The organism is Mesorhizobium sp. M0618, assembly GCF_040320765.1.
Taxonomy (GTDB): Bacteria; Pseudomonadota; Alphaproteobacteria; order Rhizobiales; family Rhizobiaceae; genus Mesorhizobium.
In genome coordinates, this window is record NZ_JAMYQH010000026.1 from 23,298 (window position 1) to 45,060 (window position 21,763).

The following is a 21,763-nucleotide window of genomic DNA, read 5'->3' on the forward strand; positions in this document are numbered from 1 at the left end:
GCACCAGCGCATAATTCAGCTGTGTCGAGACCGCCCAGGCCAGCGGACCTGACAGAAGACCACCCCAAGACGTTCCCAACCGCAACGCTCGCATCTCAGCCTAGCCTCGGCGCCCAATAGATGAGCACGTAGATCGGGATCCAGGTCAGGACCACGAAATCCCAGTAGAAGACATTGTCGCCGACATCGCCGAAGCGCCGGCCGCTATAGCCGTGGCGCGTGAACATCAGCACCATCAGCACGATGGTGTCGCCGACATCGGTTATGAGGTGCGTGGTGTGCAGGCCAAGCAGCACCCAGAGCATCGATCCATAGGCGTTGGTGTCCCAATAGATGTTGAGGGCGGGGAATTCGAACCAGCGCACGACGAGCGGAGCGATGCCGAGCAGCGACATGACCACCAGGCCGATCCGCACCGGAATCATGGAGCATTGCTTGGCGTGGCGGTGGAGGACGTGGTTGGGAACAAGGCTGACGACAAACAAAATCATCACGATCGTTCCGGGCCAATGGTTCGGTTGCGGTGCGCTAAGCCGCCACGCTGGCCACGACAACGCAAGATAGAGATATGCGCCCGCTGCCAGCGCGAAACCGGTGCCTTCGAGCGCCATGAAGCCCAGCGTGCCCCACCAGGTCGGGCTGTGCGGACCATGCCCGAAGGTCGGCAGTCCTGAAAGATCGGCGGCAACTCGATGCTTCATTCCTGGTCCTCCGGATCGCCCTTCGGCCAGAACCAACCGATCAAAGTGATGGCGATCGGCGCGGCGCCCCAGACGATGGCCCAAGGCGTGAAAATCGAATAGAGAAACGTACCACCGACGGCGAGCGCCGCGAAAAGAGGCCAGATCGACGGTGTGGCCGATTTCTCACGAATGTCGGGATGAGCTTCCGCCACGGTGGAGATGAGGAGCTCGCGCGCATCGACGCGGAGCCCGGTCGCTACAGGGAGCGTCTCGCGCTCGGCCCAGAGCGGCTCGATATGGGTGACGATGGGAATGCGTGCGAAATTATAGCTCGGCGGCGGCGAGGATGTTGCCCACTCCAAGGTTCCTGCGTCCCACGGATTGTTGCCGGCCGAGGTGCCTTTCAACGCGCCATGCACAAGGTTGAAGGTGAACAGCACAAAGCTCAGGAAGAAGAGCAGCGCCCCGGCCGAGATGAAAAGGTTGATGTTGCCCCAGCCAAGCTCGGCCGGATAGGTGTAGACCCGTCGTGGCATGCCCCATAGACCGACGAGATGCATCGGGAAAAAGGTCGCATTAAACCCGATGAAGGCCAGCCAGAAATGCCAACGCCCAAGGCGTTCGCTCATCATGCGGCCGCTGATCTTCGGGAACCAGAAATAAGCAGCGCCAAGCAGCGGGAACACCGAGCCGCCGATCAGCACGTAATGGAAATGCGCGACGACGAAATAGGTGTCGTGCACCTGAAGATCCAATGGCACAGAGGCTAGCATGACGCCGGTCAGCCCGCCGATGACGAAGATGAAGAAGAAGCCGAAGACAAACAGCAACGGGGTCCGGATTACCGGTCTGCCATCCCATAATGTTGCCAGCCAGCAGAAGATCTGCACGCCGTTCGGAATGGCGATCATCATGCTGGACGCGGTGAAGAAGCTTGCGCCGAGCTTCGGCAATCCGGTGGCGAACATGTGATGGACCCAGAGCCCGAACGACAGGAGGCCGACAGCGAAGAGTGACAGGACAAGCCCGAGATGGCCGAATGTCGGTCGCCTGGCGAAAGCCGGGATGATCGAAGAGACCATGCCCGTCGCCGGCAGGAAGATGATGTAGACTTCCGGATGGCCGAAGAACCAGAAGAGATGTTGGAACAGCAGAGCATCCCCACCCTCAGCCGGGTTGAAGATATGTGTGCCGACTAGCCGGTCCAGGATCAGGAAGGTCGAGGTGATCATCACCGCCGGCATCGCGAAAACGACGACGAAGGAAGTGACCAGCATCGCCCAGACATAGAGCGGGATCTTGTCCAGCGACATGCCGGGGGCTCGCTGCTTGAACACGGTGACGATGGTCGCCACCGCCACGGCCAATGAAGACACTTCCGTATACGTGATCATCTGCGCCCAGACGTCGGCGCGCTTGCCCGGTGCGAATTCGGGGCCGGACAGCGGCACGTAAGCGAACCAACCGACATCAGGAGCCATGTTGAGGGCGAAGGACACCCAGGCAAAAGCGCCGCCCGAGACGTAGATCCAGTAGCTGAACGCATTCAGGCGCGGAAACGCGATGTTGCGGGTGCCGACCATCAGCGGTACCAGATAAATGCCAGTCGCCTGCACGATAGGCACGGCGAACAGAAACATCATCGTAACGCCGTGCATCGTGAACAGCTGGTTGTAGAGGTCCGGCCCGATCAGGCCGCGTTGCGGTCCCGAGAGCTGGATACGCATGGCCACAGCGTTGAGGCCGCCAAGACACAGGAAAACAAATGCGGTGATCAAATAGCGTCGTGCGATCACCTTGTGATCGACGCTAGACAGCGCTCCAAAGATACCGGACGGCGTCCGCCAAGTGCGTTCGAGCCAGCGATGCAGACTGGCATCATCCATTCCCGTATCCCGGGGTCCGTCGCGTTCGGGAGCGAGGTCGCCCTTGGAGGCGGTATCCAGTTCCGGGATGTGGCGGTCGCCTGTGATATCGGCGCTGCTCATTTCAGTCCCTCGAGATAAGCCACAATTGCGTTGAGCTCGTCGCCATTGAGATCTGCCACTGGCATGTGGGAACCCGGCTTGATGCCTTGCGGGTCGGCTATCCAGGCGGCGAGATTGCCGCGGCTCATCGTCAGCGTTCCGGCCGCCAATGTTTTCCGGCTTGCTATGTGGGTGAGATCGGGAGCCACCGTTCCGCCGGCCGGCGTCCCCCCGATCCTATGGCACATTACGCAGGGGCGCTTGAGGAACAGGTCCGCGCCGGCCTTGGCCTCGCCACTCGCCGGCGCGCCGGCCGGCTGCAACTGGTCGTTCAGCCAGGCATCGAATTTCGGACGCGGCTCAGCAATGATGAAGGTGCCCATGTTGGCATGCTGCGCGCCGCAGAATTCAGCGCATTGACCACGGTAGACGCCCGGCTTGTCCGCCTTGATGTCCAGCACGTTCATGTGACCCGGTATAAGGTCGAGCTTACCGGCCAAGCTTGGAATCCAGAACGAATGGATCACATCGGTCGAGGTCAATAGCAGCCTCACCGGCTCGCCGGCGGGGATGTGGACCTCATTCGCCGTCGTCAGGATGCGGCTCGGCGTAGCATTCTCGTAACGCACCTCCCACCACCACTGATGCCCGGTTACCCTGATTGTCAGCGCGGCGTCCGGGCCAATGGCGGCAAGCGTCCTGTTGGCGAAAAAGCTCAGCAGCGTAAGTCCGATCAGGATTATGGCGGTCAGCCCAACAGCGGTGACAACCACGCGCATCTTGCGGCGTTCGGCCCCTTCGTCGAGTAAGAGCGGCTCATCGCCGGGACGCGATCGCATGACCAGCGGTGCTGCGAGCGCGATCATCACCAGCACCCACACAACCGCGCAAAGCGCGGTGAAGAACCAGATCAGCCAAGCCAACTCGCCGGCCGCGGGGCCTTTCGGGTCCAGCGCCGACTGCCAGCCTGCGCATCCCTGCAGAAGCAGGACACACAAGGGGGCAAGCGCCATGAAGGCGAGCCGTTTCACGGCGACTTTCCCAGCGTCGCGGCATCCGGCAGGCGGTTTTCAGACGGGTGCACCATCATATCGTCGTTGCGCTGCGGCGCGGCGGAGGAGGGCGCGTTGCCGCTCAGTGCGCGTACGAAGGCCGCAAGTTCCCAGATTTGGTCGTCGGGTATCTTCTGGCGGAAGCTCGGCATCCCGTTTGGTCGCCCGTCGCGGATCGTGGCATGGATGCTTTCGATCGAGCTGCCGTAGAGCCACTTTTCGTCCATCAGCGCCGGGCCCATGCCGCCACCGCCATTGGCGTGACAGCCCGAGCAGTTGAACCAGCCGAACAGGCGCTTGCCCTCGCTAAGGTGAAAGGCGTTCGCCTCGAAGCTCGCCGCCTTGTTGTCACTGGCGGAAGGCCGCTGGCCGCCGGGCTCAAGCGCGGTCACCGGTGTCGGCTGTTCGCCTGAGCCGAGCGCCGATTGTGGCCGGGTATCGCGCTCCTCACGCTGGCAGGCGACCAGGACCAGCGTCAAGGGCAGCAACATCGCCAGAGCCTGCCTCATCGCGCCGGATTCCCGGCCATGTCCAGACGCGGTACGCCGTATTGCGCCAGAACCGCGTCGATCTCGGCCTTGTGTCTGGCAAGCGCGCTATTCACATCGCCACGCAGCGCATCGTCCTCGCGCCGAACACCCATTGAGATGTCGTACATCAGCGGCAGTTGCGGTCCGTCGATGCGAGGCGTGACCGGCGTGATCCGGAGCGACACCTTTTGCCTCTGGGCGAAATAGCCGGCGAGCGGACCCCAGACCACGGCAAGATCAATCTCACCGTTCGCGACAGCTTCGACGATGCGCGCCGGAGGGTTGGGAGCGGAGTAGTCGCCATAGACGGGATAGCCGATCAGATGTCCGACGATGCCGCGGCGGCCAAGCGCTTGGACAGGCGGCGAGTTGGCGCCATCGTCGCCGATGAGCTGAACACCGATGCGCAATTCTCGCAACCGCGGGTCGTTGAATGAGGCCACGTCCGGGCCGTCCTGGCGGGTCACGAAGACATAGGACGAACGGTAGTAAGGCGTGGTGGTGCGCAGCATTTCGAGATTGGCAGGCGTGCCGGGCACGAGATCGCAAAGGCCTGCCTTCAGCGTGTTGCGGATGAAGCCACGGCGCTGCGCCCACCAAGTATACGTCAGCTTGGCGCCGAGATCAGTGGCGATAATTTCCGCGATCCTGTTCTCGAAGCCTTGACCGGCCGCGTTGGAAAACGGCATGTTGTTCGGGTCGGCGCACACTCTCAACTCACGTGCATTGGCAATAGCCGGCAAGAGCAACAAGGCGAGCCCGGCCATGCCGATCGCCACCCGTTGGAACGCCTTGCGCGTCGGACGGACGGTCAAGTCCAATCCATCAAGGAAGCCGGAACACATAAAGCGTGCCTCCCGCCGTGGTAGCGTTCTTCAGATCCTTCATCGCGTTGACGAAGCCAAGTGCCGCGGTGGCATCGCGTGGGTCGAGGTCGCCGGAAACGATGGCACCGGCCCAGCCACCGACGCCTGACAGAGTTGCGACATATTGGTGCCCATCGGGGCCGCGATAGGTTATCGGCTGGCCGATGATGCCGGACGATGTCTTGAATTGCCAAAGGAGGTCGCCAGTCCTGGCGCTGACCGCCTTGAACCAGCCTTCCATGGTGCCGTAAAAGACGACATCGCCGGCAGTGACGACGGTGCCGCTCCACACCGGAAAGTTCTCCTTCAGGACCCAGGCCGGCTTGGCGGCGGCAACATCCCAGGCGGTGAAGGCACCACGATTGCCGCCCGGCCCGGGGATCATGCGTACGTTCATGCCGACATAGGGCGTGCCTGCGATGTAGTTTACCTCGACGCCTTCTTCATCCATGCAGAGATTGTTGTGGGGGATGTAGAGCAGGCCGGTCTTCGGCGAAAAGGCCGATGGCTGCCAGTCCTTGAGGCCGGACGCTGTCGGGCAAATGTCTCGCACCACCTTGCCGGTGCCGGTTCTCTTGTCGGGGTTTGCAATCAGCCGGCCGGTCTTCAGGTCGACGCCCTTGCTGGAATTGACCGGGCCATAGGCTGTGGCCGACAGCACCTCGCCAGTGGTTCGATCGAGGATATAGAGGTAGCCGTTGCGTTCCGGTCGGACTAGGACCTTGCGCGGCTTGCCTTGCCAGGTCATGTCCAGAAGGATCTGCTCGTTGATGCCGTCATAGTCATGGAGGTCATGCGGGCTCCACTGATAGAACCACTTCGCCGCTCCGGTATCGGGATCACGCGCGAAAATACCGGACGTCCATTTGTTGTCGCCTGGCCGCAAATCCGGATTCCACGGTCCTGGATTGCCTGTGCCGTGGAAGATCAAGTTCAAGTCCGGATCGTAGGAGATCCAGCCCCACATATTGCCGCCGCCGATCTTCCAGGCTTCGGGCGGCCATGTCGTCACGCCAAGGTCTGTGCCCTTGTCCATGTCATAGTGGGGCTTGAAGTCCGGGCCGATCAGCACATCCTTGTCGGGTCCAGTGCCATAAGCCGTCCAGACAACATGCCCGTTTCCGGCATCCAGCGCCTTCACCCAGCCGCGGACGCCCATTTCGCCGCCGGAATTGCCGACCAGAACTTTTCCCTTCACCACCAGCGGCGCCATGGTGATTGTCTCGCCGATGTTGATGTTGCCGATATGAGCGTTCCAGATCGGCTTGCCCGTATCGGCATCGAGCGCGATCGTGTGGCCGTCCAGCGTGTTGAAGAAGATGCGCCCGTCGGCGAAGGCCGCGCCGCGGTTGACGACATCGCAGCAGGCCACCCCTTGTGCCGCCGGCTCGGGGTTGGGCTCGTACTTCCATTTCATCGGCGCGCCTGGCCTGGAGAGGTCAAGTGCGTAGACGATGTTGGGAAAGGGCGTGACGATGTACATGCTGCTGCCGACAACCAGCGGCGCTGCTTCCTGGCCCTTGTTCACGCCGGTCGAGAAGGTGAAGGCGACCTGCAGGTTCTTGACGTTGCCTTCGTTGATCTCGGTCAGGTCGCTGAAGCGGGTCGACGCGTAGTTCTTGGCCGGCATTGTCCATTGCCCGTCATCGGGTGGCGCGGGGGCGGCGGGCGGCGCAATAGCCGCCGCCGATGGGGGCTCCGAGGCACCGCTCAGGAATGGGCCGCATGCCAGCAGCATCACCGGGAGTATGCAGGTGCGAAAAGAATTCCAGGTCGCCAATGCGCGGGCGCCTTGTCCTGCGTCAACGCGCGCCGGTGCCGGGTGCAGCATGCCTTTCATTTGTGGATCGAGCCTCCCACGCCGGCGCCGAGCTCCGCCGCGATGTCAGCCTCGGTGCCGGCACAAAGCGGATGACCCCAGCCCGAGGCGCTTTTGCCGCCGGGATCGAGATCGTAGACGATGGCGTCCTTGCGATTGGGATTGACCCCGGCGGGAACCTTGTCGAGGCCGAGCGCCGCGCGAACACGCCAGGCGACATTGTGATCGGCGCATGAGGAATCTCCGGAAACCCCGATCCCTCCGACGATGCTCTTGCCGTCATAGAGGGCAAGTCCGCCGCCAAACACAACGACGCCTCCAATCGGCTTGCCGACGAGGGGATCGCTGGCGCTTCCGAACGTTTTGGGATCGCCCGCATAGGCCGTGGCCTGGTTGACCGGATTGGTCTCCTGCAAGCCGAAAAGCGGCCCGCCCGGCTGCGCCCCCGCGTAGAGATTGGCCGTCGACAGGGCCATCTGCGCCAGGCTGAGTCCATTGGCCGTATTGGCCTTCTCTGCCGCGACGAGGCGACTGCCTGGCCATTGCGAATCGGCGGCGGGACCGCTGAAAGCGATCACGCATACGGCGCCGTCGCGGGCGACGATAGCGGCCCATTCGTTGGTCTCAAAGCCACCGTTGGCAGGTCCGCCGCTTGCTTTCACATTGGCCTTGAGGACAGCGAGCAGCCTATCGTGGTCGGCCGGGCAGGGCGCCTGTGCCATGGCTTGGCCCTGTGGGAACAGGCCACCCGTCAACAACACCAGACCAAAGGCTGATAGCAAAAGCTGACAGCGATACATTGTCCTGCCCATTCGTTCGAGCATCAAAGAATCCCGGAGCACTCTGGCAGACTGGAAATACGAGAATGAATCCGTGATCCAATGCCGTCGGTATTTAAACTTGGGCGATGCAGCTATGTTCCTGCTTCTGCAAAAAATTGCGTAGCCCCTCGTACGCCGATGCAAGTTGCCGTCTGTCCGTGTCGCCGGCGGAATATCCGCGGCGAGATTGTGCTGCCTGCTGTGATACATATTGTGATACAAACAACACCCCGCAGGAAGGAAAAACGTGACAAAAACAGTTGGTTGATGGGCGAACTGATCCCAGCCAACGGTACCCCGGCTTTCCTCATAAAGCATTGGATTTAGTGGAAATGATCGCCCCTCCGTTGCAGGAAGCGGTCGGGATCATGCTGCCCAGAGAGGTCAGGGATCACGGAAGGCGTGTGGTTCTCCGTATACCAGCCGTGACGGAGGAGAACGAACGGCAGACCCGAGGTCCGCAACGCAGCTTGACCTTTTGCAACGCTGCGCTGAAGCGCTTGAGGGGTTTTGAGCTATGGCGTTCCGGATGGGTGTCGCATCGGCCCGAACTGCGAGGTCGATCCTGGCTGCGTAAATTAAACTCGTTGACGATGTCCGCTTCTGGCTGTTGGGACGCTTGGTCTTATCGTCCAACTGGGGATCGTATGGAGAACGGCAGCTATCTCAAATGCCTGCCGAGACCTGACAGTCGGTTACAGCCCGTTGCCGCCGGACTGCTTGCGCCCGCTTTTGGTCAGGCGAAATGCGTCAAAAGATGTTCGACGACGCGCTGTGTAGCATCGATGTCTGCCATGCTCAGCCCTCGGCGATGATCGCTAGTGCCTTTGCAAAGCTAGCATCAAGGGAGGTCAGCGCCTCAATCGCTCCGTCATATACGCTGTCGAGTGTCGCTCCCCAGCCGTCTGCTGCGCCACGAGTATCGATGCCAAAGCGGGCGAGCGCCTCCTCGATGCCGGCGTCGATGCGCCCAGCCAATTTTACGCCAGATTCGTTCCAACTTTGTGCGGCGTCTCAGTTGGGCGAACGCCGATAGATACTCGTTTGACAGGAAGAACAATGACCGTTCTCACTTGGTCACGAGCGTCTGTTGGTAGAAGGATCGTTGACAGAGGCGCTCTGGGGCCATAGCGTATTGGTATAACAGGTATGCCAATGATCGGAGTTCTGATCAAGCCGCGGAAGCTTTCGGACGAGGTTGCAGCGCACCTTGAGCGGATGATCCGCGAGGGAGAGCTGGCCGAAGCCGACCGGCTCCCATCCGAACGGGAACTCATGCGGCAGTTTGGGGTCGGGCGCCCTTCAATCCGCGAAGCCCTGCTGCATCTGAGCAAGATGGGCCTTGTCGAGGTGAAATCCGGCGAGCGCGCCCGCGTCACTCGGCCAACGCCCCAATTCGTGATCGACGCCCTCTCGGGGCCGGCGCGTCACATGATTTCGGCCCCCGGCGGGGTTCATGACTTCCAGAGCGCGCGTTTGTTTTTCGAAGTCGGTCTTGCCCGCAACGCCGCCATCAATGCCACCCCAGAAGATATTGAAAGTCTCAAAGAGGCGCTTGAAATCAACCGACAGTCGATCGGGGACCTGACGCGCTTCGAGCGCACCGACGTGGACTTCCACTACGTGCTGGCGGTGATCACCCGCAATCGAATCTTCACAGCTATCCACGCGGCGTTGGCCGAATGGCTGCTCGAACAGCGGCGCACGACTTTGGCCAAAGGTGAAGACCGCAAGGCCTATGAGGCTCATCGCGAAATCTTTGATGCCGTCGCCGCGCGCGATCCAGACGCCTCCGAAGCGGCTATGCGCAGGCATCTGGAATATGTGTCCAGGCGCTATCTGGAAATTGCAGGTGCCAAGTGATGAGGGGCTTCGTGGTCTGGGTCGATTTCCGCCTCAAGCCGGGTGCCCGGGGCAGATTCCGCGAACTTGTGGACGCCAATGCAACCGCGTCGATGCGCAGCGAGGCCGGCTGCCGCCGCTTTGACGTGACGGAGGCGCGCGGCGAACCGGACCGGGTCCTGCTCTATGAGATTTACGATAGCGAGGCCGCATTCGAGGAGCACTGCCGCACCGCTCACTTCGACGAATTCAATACGCAGAGCGCGCCGCTCGTCGTGACCAAGTTGGTGATGACCTGCGACCTCGTTCTTGAGGCCACGCATTGACGAGAACTAGGCGGATTGGCCCTTTTGGGCGAACGGGAGGAAGTGCATGTCAGAGCCAAGTCTCAGGGCGTTAACTTCTCACAGGCGGGTCAAACTTGGTACGCTCGTCGCCGAGTTCGCGACGCCGGGTATAGGTCACATCCTGAAGTCCGCTGGCTGTGACTTCGTCTTTTTCGATATGGAGCATTCGGGCTTCAGCCTGGAAACGGTGAAGAGTGCGATCCGCTATTTCGAAGCGGCCGACCTGCCGGTTATGGTGCGTGTGCCATCGCAGGACTACCATTTCCTTGCCCGCGCCATGGACATGGGGGCCGAAGGCCTGATCGCCCCGATGGTGAGTACCGTCGAGCAGGCGCAGCACATCATCAATTCCATGAAATATCACCCTGCCGGCGTCCGCGGCGTGGCGCTGCAGATCGCTCATGACCGCTACCGTCCGGGCTCGGTCGCTGATAAATTCTCAGCCGCCAACAAGCGCTCGACATTCATCTGCCTGATCGAGACCGCCGACGGCGTCAAGAACATTGACGGCATCGCGGGACTGGACGGGGTCGATTGTCTGTGGGTCGGACATTTCGACCTGTCCGTCTCGCTCGGCATTCCTGGCGACTTCGCCCACCCCACTTTCTCTGCTGCAATGGCCAAAATCGTTGCCGCCGCCAAGAAGCACAACAAATCGCTTGGACGCTTGGTTCCCAACGTCGCGCAGGGACACGACTTCTACGCACAAGGCTTCGATTTTATTTGTTATTCAGGCGACGTTTGGATTCTGCACGACGCGATCGCCGACGCGGTTTCCAAGATCCGCGCCGGGTGCGAATAGGAGCGGAGGAGACGATGGACAGCGTAAAATTCAGGGTGGCGCTTTCCGGTGATTTCCGCAAGCCGGACGGCTCGCCGACCTACCCAGATTTCGATCTGGTGCCACTGCGCAATGCGACGGGCGTCGAGATGGTGTTCCTGGAGTCAAACAGTCCGCTTCGCGCCGACCAACTTGAGGATTTCGACGCGCTGATCCTCCTCGCCCATCGCTTCGATGCCACGAGCGTCCCCAGGAGCGGACGCCTGGCCGTCGTTGCCCGCTTCGGGGTCGGCTACGACACTGTCGACGTTGAGGCCTGCACCGCAGCCGGCATTGCCTTGGTCATCACGCCCGATGGCGTGCGACGGCCCGTCGCCGTATCCGTCATCACCTTCATGCTGGCACTGACCGGCAAACTGCTGACAAAGGACGCGCTCACCCGCAAGGGACCTCATGGCTTCCAGGAGCGCTCGGAACATATGGGCGTCGGGCTCGTCGGGCGTACGCTTGGGTCGCTGGGCATCGGCAACATCGGCGCCGAGGTCTTCCGCTTGGCGAGGCCCTTTGACATGCAATTCATTGCCCATGACCCGTTCGCTGACAAGAGGATTGCTGCCGACCTGGGCGTCGAACTGGTCGGGCTGGAGGACCTGTTTCGCCGCGCCGACGTGCTGTCGGTGAGTTGCCCGCTGTCGCCGCAGACCCACCACATCGTCAACGCTGAGCGGATTGCCCTGATGAAGCCGACAGCTTACCTGATCAACACCGCGCGCGGCCCGATCGTCGACCAGAAAGCGCTGACACAAGCGCTGCAGGCGCGCCGCATCGCGGGGGCCGGTCTCGACGTGCTCGAGCCGGAGCCTCCCGATGCAGACGATGCGATCCTCAAACTCGACAATGTCATCCTGGCGCCGCACGCGCTTTGCTGGACCGACCAGTGCTTTGCCGGCAACGGTGCCGCCGACGTCAAGGCGGTGATCGAGGTGCAACACGGTCGCGATCCGCACGGCGTGGTCAATCGCGAGGTGCTTTCGAGCGAGCTGTGGAAGACCAGGCTGTCGGGGCTCGCGGCCCGCTTCGGAACCTAGGAGGACGCTGATTTTTGGTGCGCCGCCGCGGCCCCCTTGCGGCGACTTTACGGGAGGAATGCTCGACCGCCGCGCCCGCGGACGAGTGAGGCAAATGGAAACGGGAGGACCAAGCACTATGAACGATCGTGACAAACGTGACTTTCAGGCAGGTCTCGAAGCAGAGGTCGACGCCTTCATGCGCGGCGAAACCACCCGCCGAACTTTCATAACCCGCTTCGGTCAGATGACCGGCATGTTGGCTGCGTCTGGCCCGATGCTGGGGATGATGACCGATTGGGCGGTGGCGCAGCAGACGCTGGAACTGGCGGACGCCACCTCGCCGCTCGGCCAAGCGCAGGCCGCAGCCCTGAAAGCATCGAAGGAAGGCCCGGCGGACGGTTCCGCCTTTCGCGCGGTGGAGGCCGCCAAGGCGCATTCGGGCGTCACCCTCAACATGACCTACGAGGCTGGCCTGCAGGCACTCGATCCGCGCAATTTCAGTGGGCCGATGTGGGAGCAGCTTACCGGGATGAAGTCGAATGTCGTCGAACTGTCGAACCCTGACCAGTACTCCAAGGCAGTCGCCGAGCACATCGCCGGCTCGGGTGCCTATGACGTTCTCGACATCTCACCGGCCTGGACACCGTCGCTTGCCGATGGCGGCGTCATTGCCCCTCTAGACGACTACATCGCCAAATACATGAACCCGGCAGACCTCGAGGACTATCATCCCCTGTACAAGGCGCTGCCGACCTACAAGGGCAAGATCTGGGGGTTCTTCGACGACGGCGACATGTTCGCTCTCTACTACCGCAAGGACATCTTCGAGGATCCGAAAATGGTGGAGGCTTACCAGGCGAAGTTCAACGCCAAGCTTGGACCGCCGAAGACCTGGGAAGAATATGCCCAGATCGCCCAGTTCATTACCGACCAGATGGCGCCAAAGGTTTATGGCGCGGGACATTTCCGCAAGGCGGGCAGCCCTGGCAATCAGTTCGACTTTCTGCAGCAGTACCGCGCCAACGGCGGAAAACTGTTCGGAGACGACATGAAGGCCGGCTTGGTGTCGGATGCCGGCGTCAAGACGCTGACAAACATGCTCGCCGCAAACAAGGCCTCGATCCCCGGTAACAACGAGCTCGACGCCGTTTCCTTGTGGGCGGCTTTCCTGACCGGCAAAGTCGCGATGATCTATTCCTGGCCTCCTAGCGGCCGTATGGCGGCGAACTATTCGCAGTCCGCCACGGCAATCAACTTCATTCCGCAGTCGCAGATCGCTGGCAAGGTCGGCTATGCCGTCGTTCCGGGAAATCCGGAACATGCGACCGGCTACAACAAGGCACTGTCGGCGGATTCACCCAACCCAGAGGCGGCGTATCTGTTCATGCAATGGGTATGCTCGCCACCCGTCTCGCTGGCACGTTGCATGCTGCCCTATGCGCTACGCGACCCATACCGCATCTCGCACTTCAAGTCCGAGCTCTACGGCGCGCTCTTCCCCAGTGCCAAGGAGTACCTTGCCAACCTCAACAACTCGGCAAATGTCGGTCTGCTCGATCCGATCATGCCGGGCGCGCAGGACTACTTCTTGAGCATCGACCGCATGTGCACCGCGGTGTGGGCTGGGGCGGATGCGAAGGCGTCGCTTGAAACGGCGGCCGCCGAGTGGAACGAGACGACCGACCGACTGGGTGTGGATTCGCAGAAAGGCTTCTACACCGAGTTCTTGAAACTGCCTGGCGCCACTGCCGACAACACGGTGGAAAAACTTGGCATGGCCGTCACCCTCTGAGGGGAGGCATGCTCTGGAGCAATTGGTGTTGCGGGCGCTTGGCTCGCAACACCTCCCCGCTAAGCGGCGATTTTTGGATACGCCTATGCAGCCCACCGCCACGATCCGTCGCTTGAAGGCCGCCGGCGCACCGCCCCGGCTGTCTGCCTTTGCCCAATGGGCAGACCGTCACTTTAAGTGGCTGCTGGTGGCGCCTGCGGTGCTGCTGATTTTGGCGCTCTCGATTTATCCCCTTCTGTTCTCGCTGGTGGTATCTTTCATCAACTACGACTTCCAGGTGCCGGGCCACGCCTTTGTCGGATTGAAGAACTTCGAGCGAGTCGTGTTCGATCCAGTAGCGCGTTGGTCGCTGTTGCTGACAGCATGGCTGTCGGGCATCAGCGTCGCTATCGAATTCGTGCTCGGTCTCCTGGTGGCGCTGACAATGGTGCGCAGCTTTCCGGGCCGCGGTGTGATCATGTCTATCCTGATCGTGCCGCTGTTCATCAGCCCGGTCATCGTCGGCCAGGCCTGGACGCTGCTTTTACAGCGGCCTTTCGGACCGACCAACTATATCCTGACGCAACTATTGGGGCAGGAGGTTACGATCGGCTGGATGACGGAGCGCCCGTGGCTCTATATCTCGCTGATCATCGCCGATGTCTGGCAGTGGACGCCGTTCATGTTCGTCATCCTGCTCGCTGGGCTGACCGCAATCCCACCCAATCTCTATGAGGCGGCAGAACTTGACGGCGTCAACGCCTGGCAGGCTTTTTGGGCGATCACGCTCCCGCATCTCGGGCCGATGATGCTGCTGGCCCTGACCTTCCGTCTGCTCGACGCAATCCGTATGTTCGATACCATTTTCATCATGACAGGCGGTGGCCCGGGAACACAAACTTACACGGCCTCCTATTATCTCTATACCGTCGGCTTCACGCAGTTTCATCTATCGCAAGCAACAGCAGGAAGTTGGCTGTTCCTGATCTTTACGGCGCTCATCGTGACGTTGCTGGTGCGTCGGCTCTTGAAGGTAGAACCGGTCTAATGGCCGCCGTCGCGCCCGCCCGCCGCAGGAAACGCCGGTCGTTGCCGATCGGCCGAATTCTGCTGCTGGGGTTCTTCCTGGTGTTTGTGCTGTGGCCGCTCTACTGGATGTTCAACACCTCCATCAAGCCCAGCGACGACTACCTCACCGTACCGCCTGTCTGGTTCCCTGCCGCACCGACGCTTGTCCACTACGAAGCTGCGCTGTTCACCTATCGCGGTCTCGACGGGCTTATCAACAGCCTGATTATTTCGCTTTCGGCGACGGTGCTTTCGGCACTGATCGGCACGCTGATGGCTTATAGTCTGGCGCGCTACAACACGGGCGGCCGGCATCTGTCCTTCTGGGTCCTGTCGCAGCGCTTCCTGCCACCGATAGGCATCGTCCTGCCGGTATTCCTTATCTATCGTGGCGTCGGGCTGTACGACACCCATATCGGGCTGATCCTAGCTTACACGGTCTTCACGCTACCGGTGTCGGTTTGGATGATGTTTGCCTATTTCCGCGGCATGCCGAAGTCGATGGAGGAGGCGGCCCTCGTCGATGGCTGCACGAGATGGGAGGCGTTCTGGCGCGTTGCCGTGCCGCTCGCAGCACCAGGCATCGTCGCGGCGGCTGTCTTCGCCTTCATTGCCTGCTGGACGGAGTTCTTCTTCGCTCTGATTTTGACCAGCCGAACTGCCTTTACGCTGCCAACGGTCTTCCGAGCCTTCATCGGCTTCCAGGGCGCACAATATGGTGAAGCCGCAGCCCTTGCCATTGTCTCCCTTGTGCCATCGATCGCCCTTGGAGTGCTTGCTCAACGACATCTCGTGCGCGGGCTGACGCTCGGCGCCGTTCGCGGATAGGAAGGGAAGGCATGGCCGAAGTCAGAATCACCGGCTTGCACAAGCGCTACGGCGCCTTCCATGCGGTGCGCGGCATTGACCTCCACATCCCCGACGGCGAGTTCACTGTCCTGGTTGGACCCTCCGGATGCGGCAAGAGCACTCTGCTGAGGACCATCGCAGGACTGGAGGAGAGCTCACAAGGCACGATCGAGATTGGCGGCGAAGTGGTCAATGATTTCCGGCCGCGCGATCGCGACGTGGCAATGGTGTTTCAAGATTATGCGCTCTATCCGCATATGAGCGTGGCCAAGAACATTGGCTTCGGCCTCAAGGCTCGCAAGATGCCGAAGCCAGAGGTCGAGGTGCGCGTGGCCGAGGCGGCACGCATGCTTGGCATCACTCCCTTGCTGGGGCGTTTTCCGCGTCAGCTGTCCGGTGGCCAGCGTCAGCGCGTCGCCATCGGCCGCGCCATAGTCCGCAACCCCCTCATCTTTTTGTTCGACGAGCCACTGTCCAATCTCGACGCACAGCTTCGCGACGAAATGCGCGGCGAAATCAAACGCCTTCACCAGGACATTGCCACAACGATGATCTACGTCACCCATGACCAGATCGAAGCGATGACGTTGGCTGACCGCATCGTGCTGATGCGCGACGGGTTGATAGAGCAGCAGGGCGCGCCACTCGAGTTGTTCGAGCACCCGGCCTCAACCTTCGTCGCTGGGTTTCTGGGTTCGCCGCGGATGAGCTTCCTGCCAGGCAACCTTGCCTTGGACGGAAGCGCCGCCGCCATCCAGCTCGCGGACGCGCTGCTGCCCTTAGCGCCGGGCAGGGGGCTGAAGGGCGTCGCAGACGGACAGCAGGTGCTGCTCGGGTTGAGGCCAGAACATCTCACTCGGGCGCACACTGCCACACCGGAGCAGGGCACGTTTCGCTATGAGGCAACGATCGACCTGCTGCAGCCGACCGGCTCGCGCAGCTACGCGACATTCCGACTGGCTGGCGCGCCGGTGATGGCTGAGCTGCAGGCGCACGACGTCAGCCGTCCGGGCGAGAAGCTTGCGATCGACATCAACATGAACCGGGCCTCGATCTTCGACGCCACGACGGAGCGGGCAATTTGACCTCGACAGCTTCCCTGGCAGTCCGCTTATGTGGCACCGAACAGCCCGAGGCACCGCTGCGCACACTGCGCGCCGGATCCTTGTCGGTCGCGTTCGACAATGGGGCGTTGCGCTACATCCGCATCGGGACGATCGAGATCTTGCGCGGAATCTCGTTTCTTGTACGGGACGAAAACTGGGGAACATGTACCCCCGTTCTCGATGATCTGCGGATCGACGAGAGGCCGGATGCGTTCGCCATTGAATACCGTGCAACATGTGCCGCAACATCCGGCCGCCTGGTTTACCGGGCACGCGTCTCGGGCAGTAGCGATGGTGCGCTGTCGTTTGTGACACAAGCAGAGCCTGAGACCGACCTTTTGACCAACCGGACCGGCTTCGTCGTGCTGCATCCCATAGCAGATTTGGCCGGCAAGCCGGTGCGGGTCCTGCATCAAGATGGTCTCGAAAGGCTTTCGCATTTTCCGGACTTTATTGATCCGGAATGTCCGTTCACCGACGTGCGCGCGTTGTCACATGAGATCGCGCCTGGGATCTGGGCCACCTGCACCATGGATGGTGATGCCTTTGAGATGGAGGATCAACGCAATTGGTCTGACGCATCCTATAAAACCTATGTTCGTCCCTTGCGTCGCCCGTGGCCCTACAGACTGCCCAAGGGCCAGAAATTCACCCAGGCCGTCCGGCTGCATATGTCGGGGACGCTTCTTGCGCCGATGTCTGAAAATCCTGACCCGCCGATCAAAGTGACGATTGGCGGACCGGCCGGCCGAGTGCCTCGCATTGGCGTCGGCGTCGCCGCCGACGAGGCCAGGCACGCCCTTGGAAACTCCGATCTAATTCGGCAATTGGCTCCGCAGTGGATAGCCTGCCAGGTCGATCTCCGTCTCGGGCACGGCCACGATGAACTTGAACGGTACGCAGCGCTGACCCGGTTGATTGGTGCAAGCGTCGTGCTGGAGATCATAACCAGGGGAACGCTGGATCCCTTCGGCGAGTTGAAGCCGGTCGCGGATGTTGTCCGTCGCCTCGGCCTCAATCTAGAAGCTATCTGCGTCTTTCCGGCGCAGGACATGAAATCGGTACAGCCGGGAGCAGCATGGCCGGCCATGCCGAGCTTCCAGGAAAGCTACTCGGCAGCGCGCCGGGCTTTCCCGGGTGTACCGGTCGGCGGCGGCATGGCCGCCTACTTCACCGAGCTCAATCGCAAGCGCCCGCCAAGCGAGGCGCTCGACTACGCGACCTTTACCACCTGTCCAAGCGTGCACGCTGCCGACGATGTGTCAGTGATGGAGACGCTTGAGGCCATTCCCCACCTGATCCGCTCTGCCCGTTCCTTCATGGGCGAATTGCCGCTGCGTGTGGGTCCCAGTCAGCTCGGCTGCCGCGAGAACCCTTACGGTGCCTCCACGGCGCAGAACGAAGCGAATGGTCGCGTCTGCCTATCGCGCATCGATCCTCGTCAGCGCGGGCTGTTCAATGCGGCCTGGATCGTCGGCTATTTCGCCGCATGCGCTCGCGAGGGCATCGAGGCCGTCGTCTTCGGTGACTTCACCGGTCCATTTGGCCAAATCCATAGGAAGGCTGATTTCGTGCAGCCATGGTTTGACCAGCAGGATTCCCGAACGGTCTATCCCGCTTTCCATGTCTTGGCTGGTCTCTCAAAGCTCGGCGGAGCCACCTTGCTGTCCGTAGGAACTTTCGGCGCTGACGGCGTTGTGACGATCGCAGCTGAAAACGATCGGGGCGTGACCCTGTGGGTCGCTAACCTCACCGCCAAGACGCAATCTGTGCGGCTTTCGGATGCGCCGAGCAGCGCCCGTATTGCTCTTCTCGGCGCCGAGCAGTTCGAGCAGGCGGCAACCGATCCCAACTTCATGGAAATTTCCGCAAGACCGCTGGATGACCAATTCATCTCGCTTGACGCCTACGCGGTCGTGCGAGTCAACCTAGATCGGCCGTCTTCGACCTAGCCCGATCTTCGCTAGTTGGCCAAAACCCCGACAAAGATGAGGGTGATAGTTCTATGAGGCCCTAAGGCCGCGCTTGGGATCCATCTCGCTTTGACCCCCAACCCCATCGTTGGTCAATTCAAAGGCATAGCGCGCGAAAGCAGCAGATGATTGAGACCTGGTCTGCCGTGCAAAACGTCCGTGAGCCTGGTTTGCTCTGGCTGCGCCGGGCAAGCCTCACGCGCCTCAATGCCCCCTGGCCACTACGTGCGCTTCAGCATGTGCCTGGAAACCCGTTCACCGAAACGATTTTCAGGTCAACAAAAGTCAACATAATCGTAACACCCCATGGAGTGGCACCGTTTGCATCTTGATTCATTCAAGCGGATTGTTGACCCATTCAAACCCGTCCGAATATGTCCGTTGAGGAGTCAAGTCATTCGTTGAGCGCCGACGATTGCCAAGCCAATTTGCTAGGAATCAGCCGCAGCTCTCCACCTCTCCCAACGATACCGCTGCGCTTCGGCTATCCTATCCTTTCCTCCTTGGGATGTGGGGCCTGTACTCAGCCCACCATGAAACCGACATCTGAGCTTTCCAGGCACAGCTGCGTTTCTGCATTCCGTCCCCCTCCTAGTTTTAGCTTCGCATGTCTCGGTGTAGTCTTGGGCCAACTGGTTCTGTCCTCCATGTTCGATCCTTCGCTCCAACGCGGAACAGGGTAGCTTCGCCGCTCGCGGCAAACATTTTTCAAAATGGTTTAGGTAAGATTTTTTGTTTCGTTGGATTTCCGTCTTGTATGGTCTCTATCTCTGTCTCTGTGTCGATAGGGTATCGATAGGGTATCGATGGGGTATGGATAAGGTATCGATAGGGTAGGGCAGCGACAGGGTCTCGATAGGATGGCTCACTGAGAGCGTTTCAAAGACCCAGCATTTCGGACGATTGCGGTATTATGAATACCCGATTTGAATGGGAGTACCTCTGATTCATCTTTTAGCTTTACTGGGCAAAGCCGCTCAAGCTCGGATAGCGCCGCTCCACGAACTCGCTTGCTTACAATCTTGTCGATTTGCATTATCACGCCAAGCCGATGTTTTTCACCCATCGGCGGGTTATCTTTGAACCAGTCGATAATGAAATATTCTTCAGTCTTTGGATCGTAGATGACAAAACGATCTTCGATAAGGACAGTTCGAGCCAATGACAGCTGTTTTTCATTTAGGCGGCTCTCTGCAATGGCATGAGCATCGGGGAGCTGACAGCAGCCCCCACTGGTCTGGTACGGAGACGTAAGCAGGTAAACGTAAAAATGGTGGCTCTCCAGAGCTGGCAAAAGCACGGGCCGCTTCGATCCCGTCCAGCGTCGTAGAAATCTTAGCCGAGGCTCGGCATCGGTGAGAAACAGCGCCTGCAGGCGGTGGAACGCCTCGTGGTAGGCCGCATTGGGCCGGCCGCTGTCCAGCGCGGTACGATTGCGTCTCTAGGCGTGTAGTAGCCGCCGGCGGTGTCCGTCCGGTCGCTCCAAACTCAGGCGCGTCTGCTCGGTGTCACCGTCGACGGCACCCCAGCCGCATAGGCCGATTTCGCTGCCTTGGGGCGTAGACCCTCGAAGGCTTTTCGCGCGAAGTCGCCCGTCTCTTTCGACTGTTGCCGAAGCAAGTCGAGCTCAGAGGGCGTCAGCATCACGGAAGTCGAGGATGTACTCAGCTTCGGAGCGGATGAGGGCCGAAGGCTGGAGATTGAGTTCTTCCCTAACGACATCGCCATACATCCTTCGGCCTCTCGGATTTGTTCTCGGCTCACGGCCATTAATCGGAGAGCACCGCATATACAAGCGTGACTGTACCCCTGAGAGCGCATACGTGCCGTTGTTCGAGCATCTGGAGCGCGCCGTCGAGCTCAAGCGCGCCACGATGATAACGCGGCGGTCCTCACCGCAATGATGCGCGGGAGGTCAAAGATGCGCCGGCGGTTTGAACGCGATCTTCTTCAGCCAGAACTGCTTTTGCTCGAGCGTCGGGCCAGAACCGTATTTTGGCCGATGCCATTTGTGGCCCATCAGCATGGCCACGACCTTTTCGGGCGCCTCCACGGCCGTCAGCCGATCCTCGTATGTGTGCCGCAGGCTGTAGAGAGAGTGGTCATCAGTCGGCAGGAGATTCGCATTGTCAAGAAACTTGTTGACCAAGGCAGAGAGCGAGTCGGCCTTGTCGAGATAGCGCGGAAACCCTTTGGGGTGGAGCTTCATTACGGCGAGCGCGCAACCCACGAGCGGAATGTCGCGCAGGGAGTGGTCTGTCTTCAACACGCGTCCATCGGGCCTCACCTGCACATGTGGCACCGCGTGATCTAGCAAGATGCGGTGCGGCAGAAGGTTCGCCGCCTCCGACAAACGCATGCCGGTGTCCGCTATCAGCAGCACAAGGTGACGGGCCTCCTCGTTGAGTTCCGCCAGCGCGCGGTCGGCAAGGATCTTGTCTTGGACGAAAGCCGCTTCGAAAGCCGCTCGTTGGACCGCGACCTGTCCCGAGAGCCGCAATTTCTTGAACACCGGCGGCAAATTCAGCTGATGTGCCATGTCGACAGTGGTCAGCATCTTCGACACGTGGCCGATGTCCTTGTTTGCGGTGCCGATGTCGAGACTTTCCAGGCGTATGCGTTTCTGCCACCACTCGCGAAATTGTATGGCGTGGCTCCGGGTGAGGGCGGCTATGTTCATGTCGCCCACAACCTCGATAAGGTTGCCAACGGCGCGCTTTTTCGGATTGCGCCACTTTCGGAGCTGGTTCGGGGACATGGCATTGAGGCTTTGGGCCTCGATCTTCTCGAATTCTGCAACCAGCCCCGTGAGGCGGATCGCCGGCCGCTCCTCACCACCCAGGGCGGCCGCCACCTCCCGCTCGTCCTCAATGACGTTCCTGTCGAGGAGCAGTCTAATGCGGTCGACAATATCATCGCGCGCGCCTTCAGCGAGCTCGGCATTCGTCTGATAGACCAGCCTCAGGGCTTTCGCCCGCTGCTGGGCCGCCTCGAAACGCAAGCGCTTCGCCAGATTGACCGTCGCGAAGCCCTCCCCAATACGCATCGAGCTCGACGTGGAGGCGCTGCACTACTTCCTTGGCACGAATGCCACGGGAATCGTTTACGATCGGAATGTCGGTGCTGATGCGGACCAGGACGCGGCGATCGAGCTCGGCGAATTCCTTCGGAACACGGCGAACGAGGTACCAGGTGCCGTCGCGCTTATGCGCCTTTGG

At 60.8% G+C, this 21,763-nt stretch carries 20 protein-coding genes; 9 read left to right on the top strand and 11 right to left on the bottom strand.

The window, feature by feature from the left end; genetic code table 11:
- Positions 1-95 precede the first annotated feature (95 nt).
- The 8 genes from NKJ04_RS24455 to NKJ04_RS24490 all read right to left on the bottom strand — a co-directional run bounded on the left by NKJ04_RS24455 (position 96) and on the right by NKJ04_RS24490 (position 8,716).
- Positions 96-701 (bottom strand): cytochrome c oxidase subunit 3, encoded by a 606-nt coding sequence (locus tag NKJ04_RS24455; protein WP_023811928.1) that lies wholly within the window; start codon positions 699-701, stop codon positions 96-98.
- Positions 698-2,671 carry a cytochrome c oxidase subunit I gene (gene ctaD / locus NKJ04_RS24460; RefSeq protein WP_127296111.1) on the bottom strand — a complete coding sequence of 658 codons (1,974 nt, stop codon included), beginning with the start codon at positions 2,669-2,671 and terminating at the stop codon, positions 698-700. The genes NKJ04_RS24455 and ctaD overlap by 4 nt, the downstream gene beginning before the upstream one ends.
- Positions 2,668-3,663, bottom strand: coding sequence for a cytochrome c oxidase subunit II (coxB, locus tag NKJ04_RS24465; RefSeq protein ID WP_352677736.1), 996 nt, complete (start codon positions 3,661-3,663; stop codon positions 2,668-2,670). The genes ctaD and coxB overlap by 4 nt, the downstream gene beginning before the upstream one ends.
- 14 nt (positions 3,664-3,677) lie before the next feature.
- Entirely contained in the window at positions 3,678-4,211 is a 534-nt protein-coding gene (locus NKJ04_RS24470) for a c-type cytochrome (protein ID WP_023811931.1), read from the bottom strand.
- On the bottom strand, positions 4,208-5,077 hold the full coding sequence (locus NKJ04_RS24475; RefSeq protein WP_352677672.1) for a substrate-binding domain-containing protein: 870 nt from the start codon (positions 5,075-5,077) through the stop codon (positions 4,208-4,210). The genes NKJ04_RS24470 and NKJ04_RS24475 overlap by 4 nt, the downstream gene beginning before the upstream one ends.
- Positions 5,058-6,938: a methanol/ethanol family PQQ-dependent dehydrogenase gene (locus NKJ04_RS24480; RefSeq protein ID WP_352677674.1), complete on the bottom strand. Its 1,881-nt coding sequence runs from the start codon at positions 6,936-6,938 to the stop codon at positions 5,058-5,060. The genes NKJ04_RS24475 and NKJ04_RS24480 overlap by 20 nt, the downstream gene beginning before the upstream one ends.
- Positions 6,935-7,741: a heme-binding protein gene (locus tag NKJ04_RS24485; RefSeq protein ID WP_502897968.1), complete on the bottom strand. Its 807-nt coding sequence runs from the start codon at positions 7,739-7,741 to the stop codon at positions 6,935-6,937. The genes NKJ04_RS24480 and NKJ04_RS24485 overlap by 4 nt, the downstream gene beginning before the upstream one ends.
- 795 nt (positions 7,742-8,536) lie before the next feature.
- Positions 8,537-8,716, bottom strand: coding sequence for a hypothetical protein (locus NKJ04_RS24490; RefSeq protein ID WP_128304509.1), 180 nt, complete (start codon positions 8,714-8,716; stop codon positions 8,537-8,539).
- Positions 8,717-8,893: 177 nt separating this feature from the next.
- Here NKJ04_RS24490 and nanR point away from each other — a divergent pair, with 177 nt between their 5' ends.
- The 9 genes from nanR to NKJ04_RS24535 all read left to right on the top strand — a co-directional run bounded on the left by nanR (position 8,894) and on the right by NKJ04_RS24535 (position 18,524).
- Complete coding sequence (gene nanR, locus NKJ04_RS24495; protein ID WP_023811936.1) at positions 8,894-9,601, top strand: transcriptional regulator NanR; 708 nt, start codon at positions 8,894-8,896, stop codon at positions 9,599-9,601.
- Positions 9,601-9,906 carry a putative quinol monooxygenase gene (locus NKJ04_RS24500; RefSeq protein ID WP_023811937.1) on the top strand — a complete coding sequence of 102 codons (306 nt, stop codon included), beginning with the start codon at positions 9,601-9,603 and terminating at the stop codon, positions 9,904-9,906. The genes nanR and NKJ04_RS24500 overlap by 1 nt, the downstream gene beginning before the upstream one ends.
- Positions 9,907-9,952: 46 nt before the next feature.
- Complete coding sequence (locus NKJ04_RS24505; RefSeq protein WP_352613355.1) at positions 9,953-10,729, top strand: HpcH/HpaI aldolase family protein; 777 nt, start codon at positions 9,953-9,955, stop codon at positions 10,727-10,729.
- Between the two features lie 14 nt (positions 10,730-10,743).
- The gene (locus NKJ04_RS24510) at positions 10,744-11,796 is read left to right on the top strand and encodes an NAD(P)-dependent oxidoreductase (RefSeq protein WP_352677679.1); all 1,053 of its coding nucleotides are present in this window, start codon (positions 10,744-10,746) and stop codon (positions 11,794-11,796) included.
- 118 nt (positions 11,797-11,914) lie between these two features.
- Entirely contained in the window at positions 11,915-13,570 is a 1,656-nt protein-coding gene (locus tag NKJ04_RS24515) for an extracellular solute-binding protein (protein ID WP_023811940.1), read from the top strand.
- Positions 13,571-13,655: 85 nt separating this feature from the next.
- Complete coding sequence (locus NKJ04_RS24520) at positions 13,656-14,597, top strand: carbohydrate ABC transporter permease (protein WP_023811941.1); 942 nt, start codon at positions 13,656-13,658, stop codon at positions 14,595-14,597.
- Positions 14,597-15,445 (top strand): carbohydrate ABC transporter permease, encoded by an 849-nt coding sequence (locus tag NKJ04_RS24525; protein WP_031213481.1) that lies wholly within the window; start codon positions 14,597-14,599, stop codon positions 15,443-15,445. The genes NKJ04_RS24520 and NKJ04_RS24525 overlap by 1 nt, the downstream gene beginning before the upstream one ends.
- A gap of 11 nt (positions 15,446-15,456) precedes the next feature.
- Positions 15,457-16,551, top strand: a complete 1,095-nt coding sequence (locus NKJ04_RS24530) for an ABC transporter ATP-binding protein (RefSeq protein WP_352677682.1) — start codon at positions 15,457-15,459, stop codon at positions 16,549-16,551.
- A complete protein-coding gene (locus NKJ04_RS24535; protein WP_352677684.1) occupies positions 16,548-18,524 on the top strand; it encodes a D-apionate lactonase family protein in 1,977 nt (658 codons plus the stop codon). The genes NKJ04_RS24530 and NKJ04_RS24535 overlap by 4 nt, the downstream gene beginning before the upstream one ends.
- Before the next feature lie 452 nt (positions 18,525-18,976).
- On the opposite strand, the gene NKJ04_RS24540 is transcribed toward NKJ04_RS24535, so the two are convergent.
- The 3 genes from NKJ04_RS24540 to NKJ04_RS24550 form a co-directional block, all read right to left on the bottom strand.
- Entirely contained in the window at positions 18,977-19,246 is a 270-nt protein-coding gene (locus NKJ04_RS24540) for an HGGxSTG domain-containing protein (RefSeq protein WP_352441490.1), read from the bottom strand.
- Positions 19,247-19,410: 164 nt separating this feature from the next.
- Complete coding sequence (locus tag NKJ04_RS24545; protein ID WP_155930582.1) at positions 19,411-19,845, bottom strand: hypothetical protein; 435 nt, start codon at positions 19,843-19,845, stop codon at positions 19,411-19,413.
- A 615-nt stretch (positions 19,846-20,460) separates the two neighbouring features.
- The gene (locus tag NKJ04_RS24550) at positions 20,461-21,591 is read right to left on the bottom strand and encodes an integrase (RefSeq protein ID WP_352677687.1); all 1,131 of its coding nucleotides are present in this window, start codon (positions 21,589-21,591) and stop codon (positions 20,461-20,463) included.
- Positions 21,592-21,763: the final 172 nt, after the last annotated feature.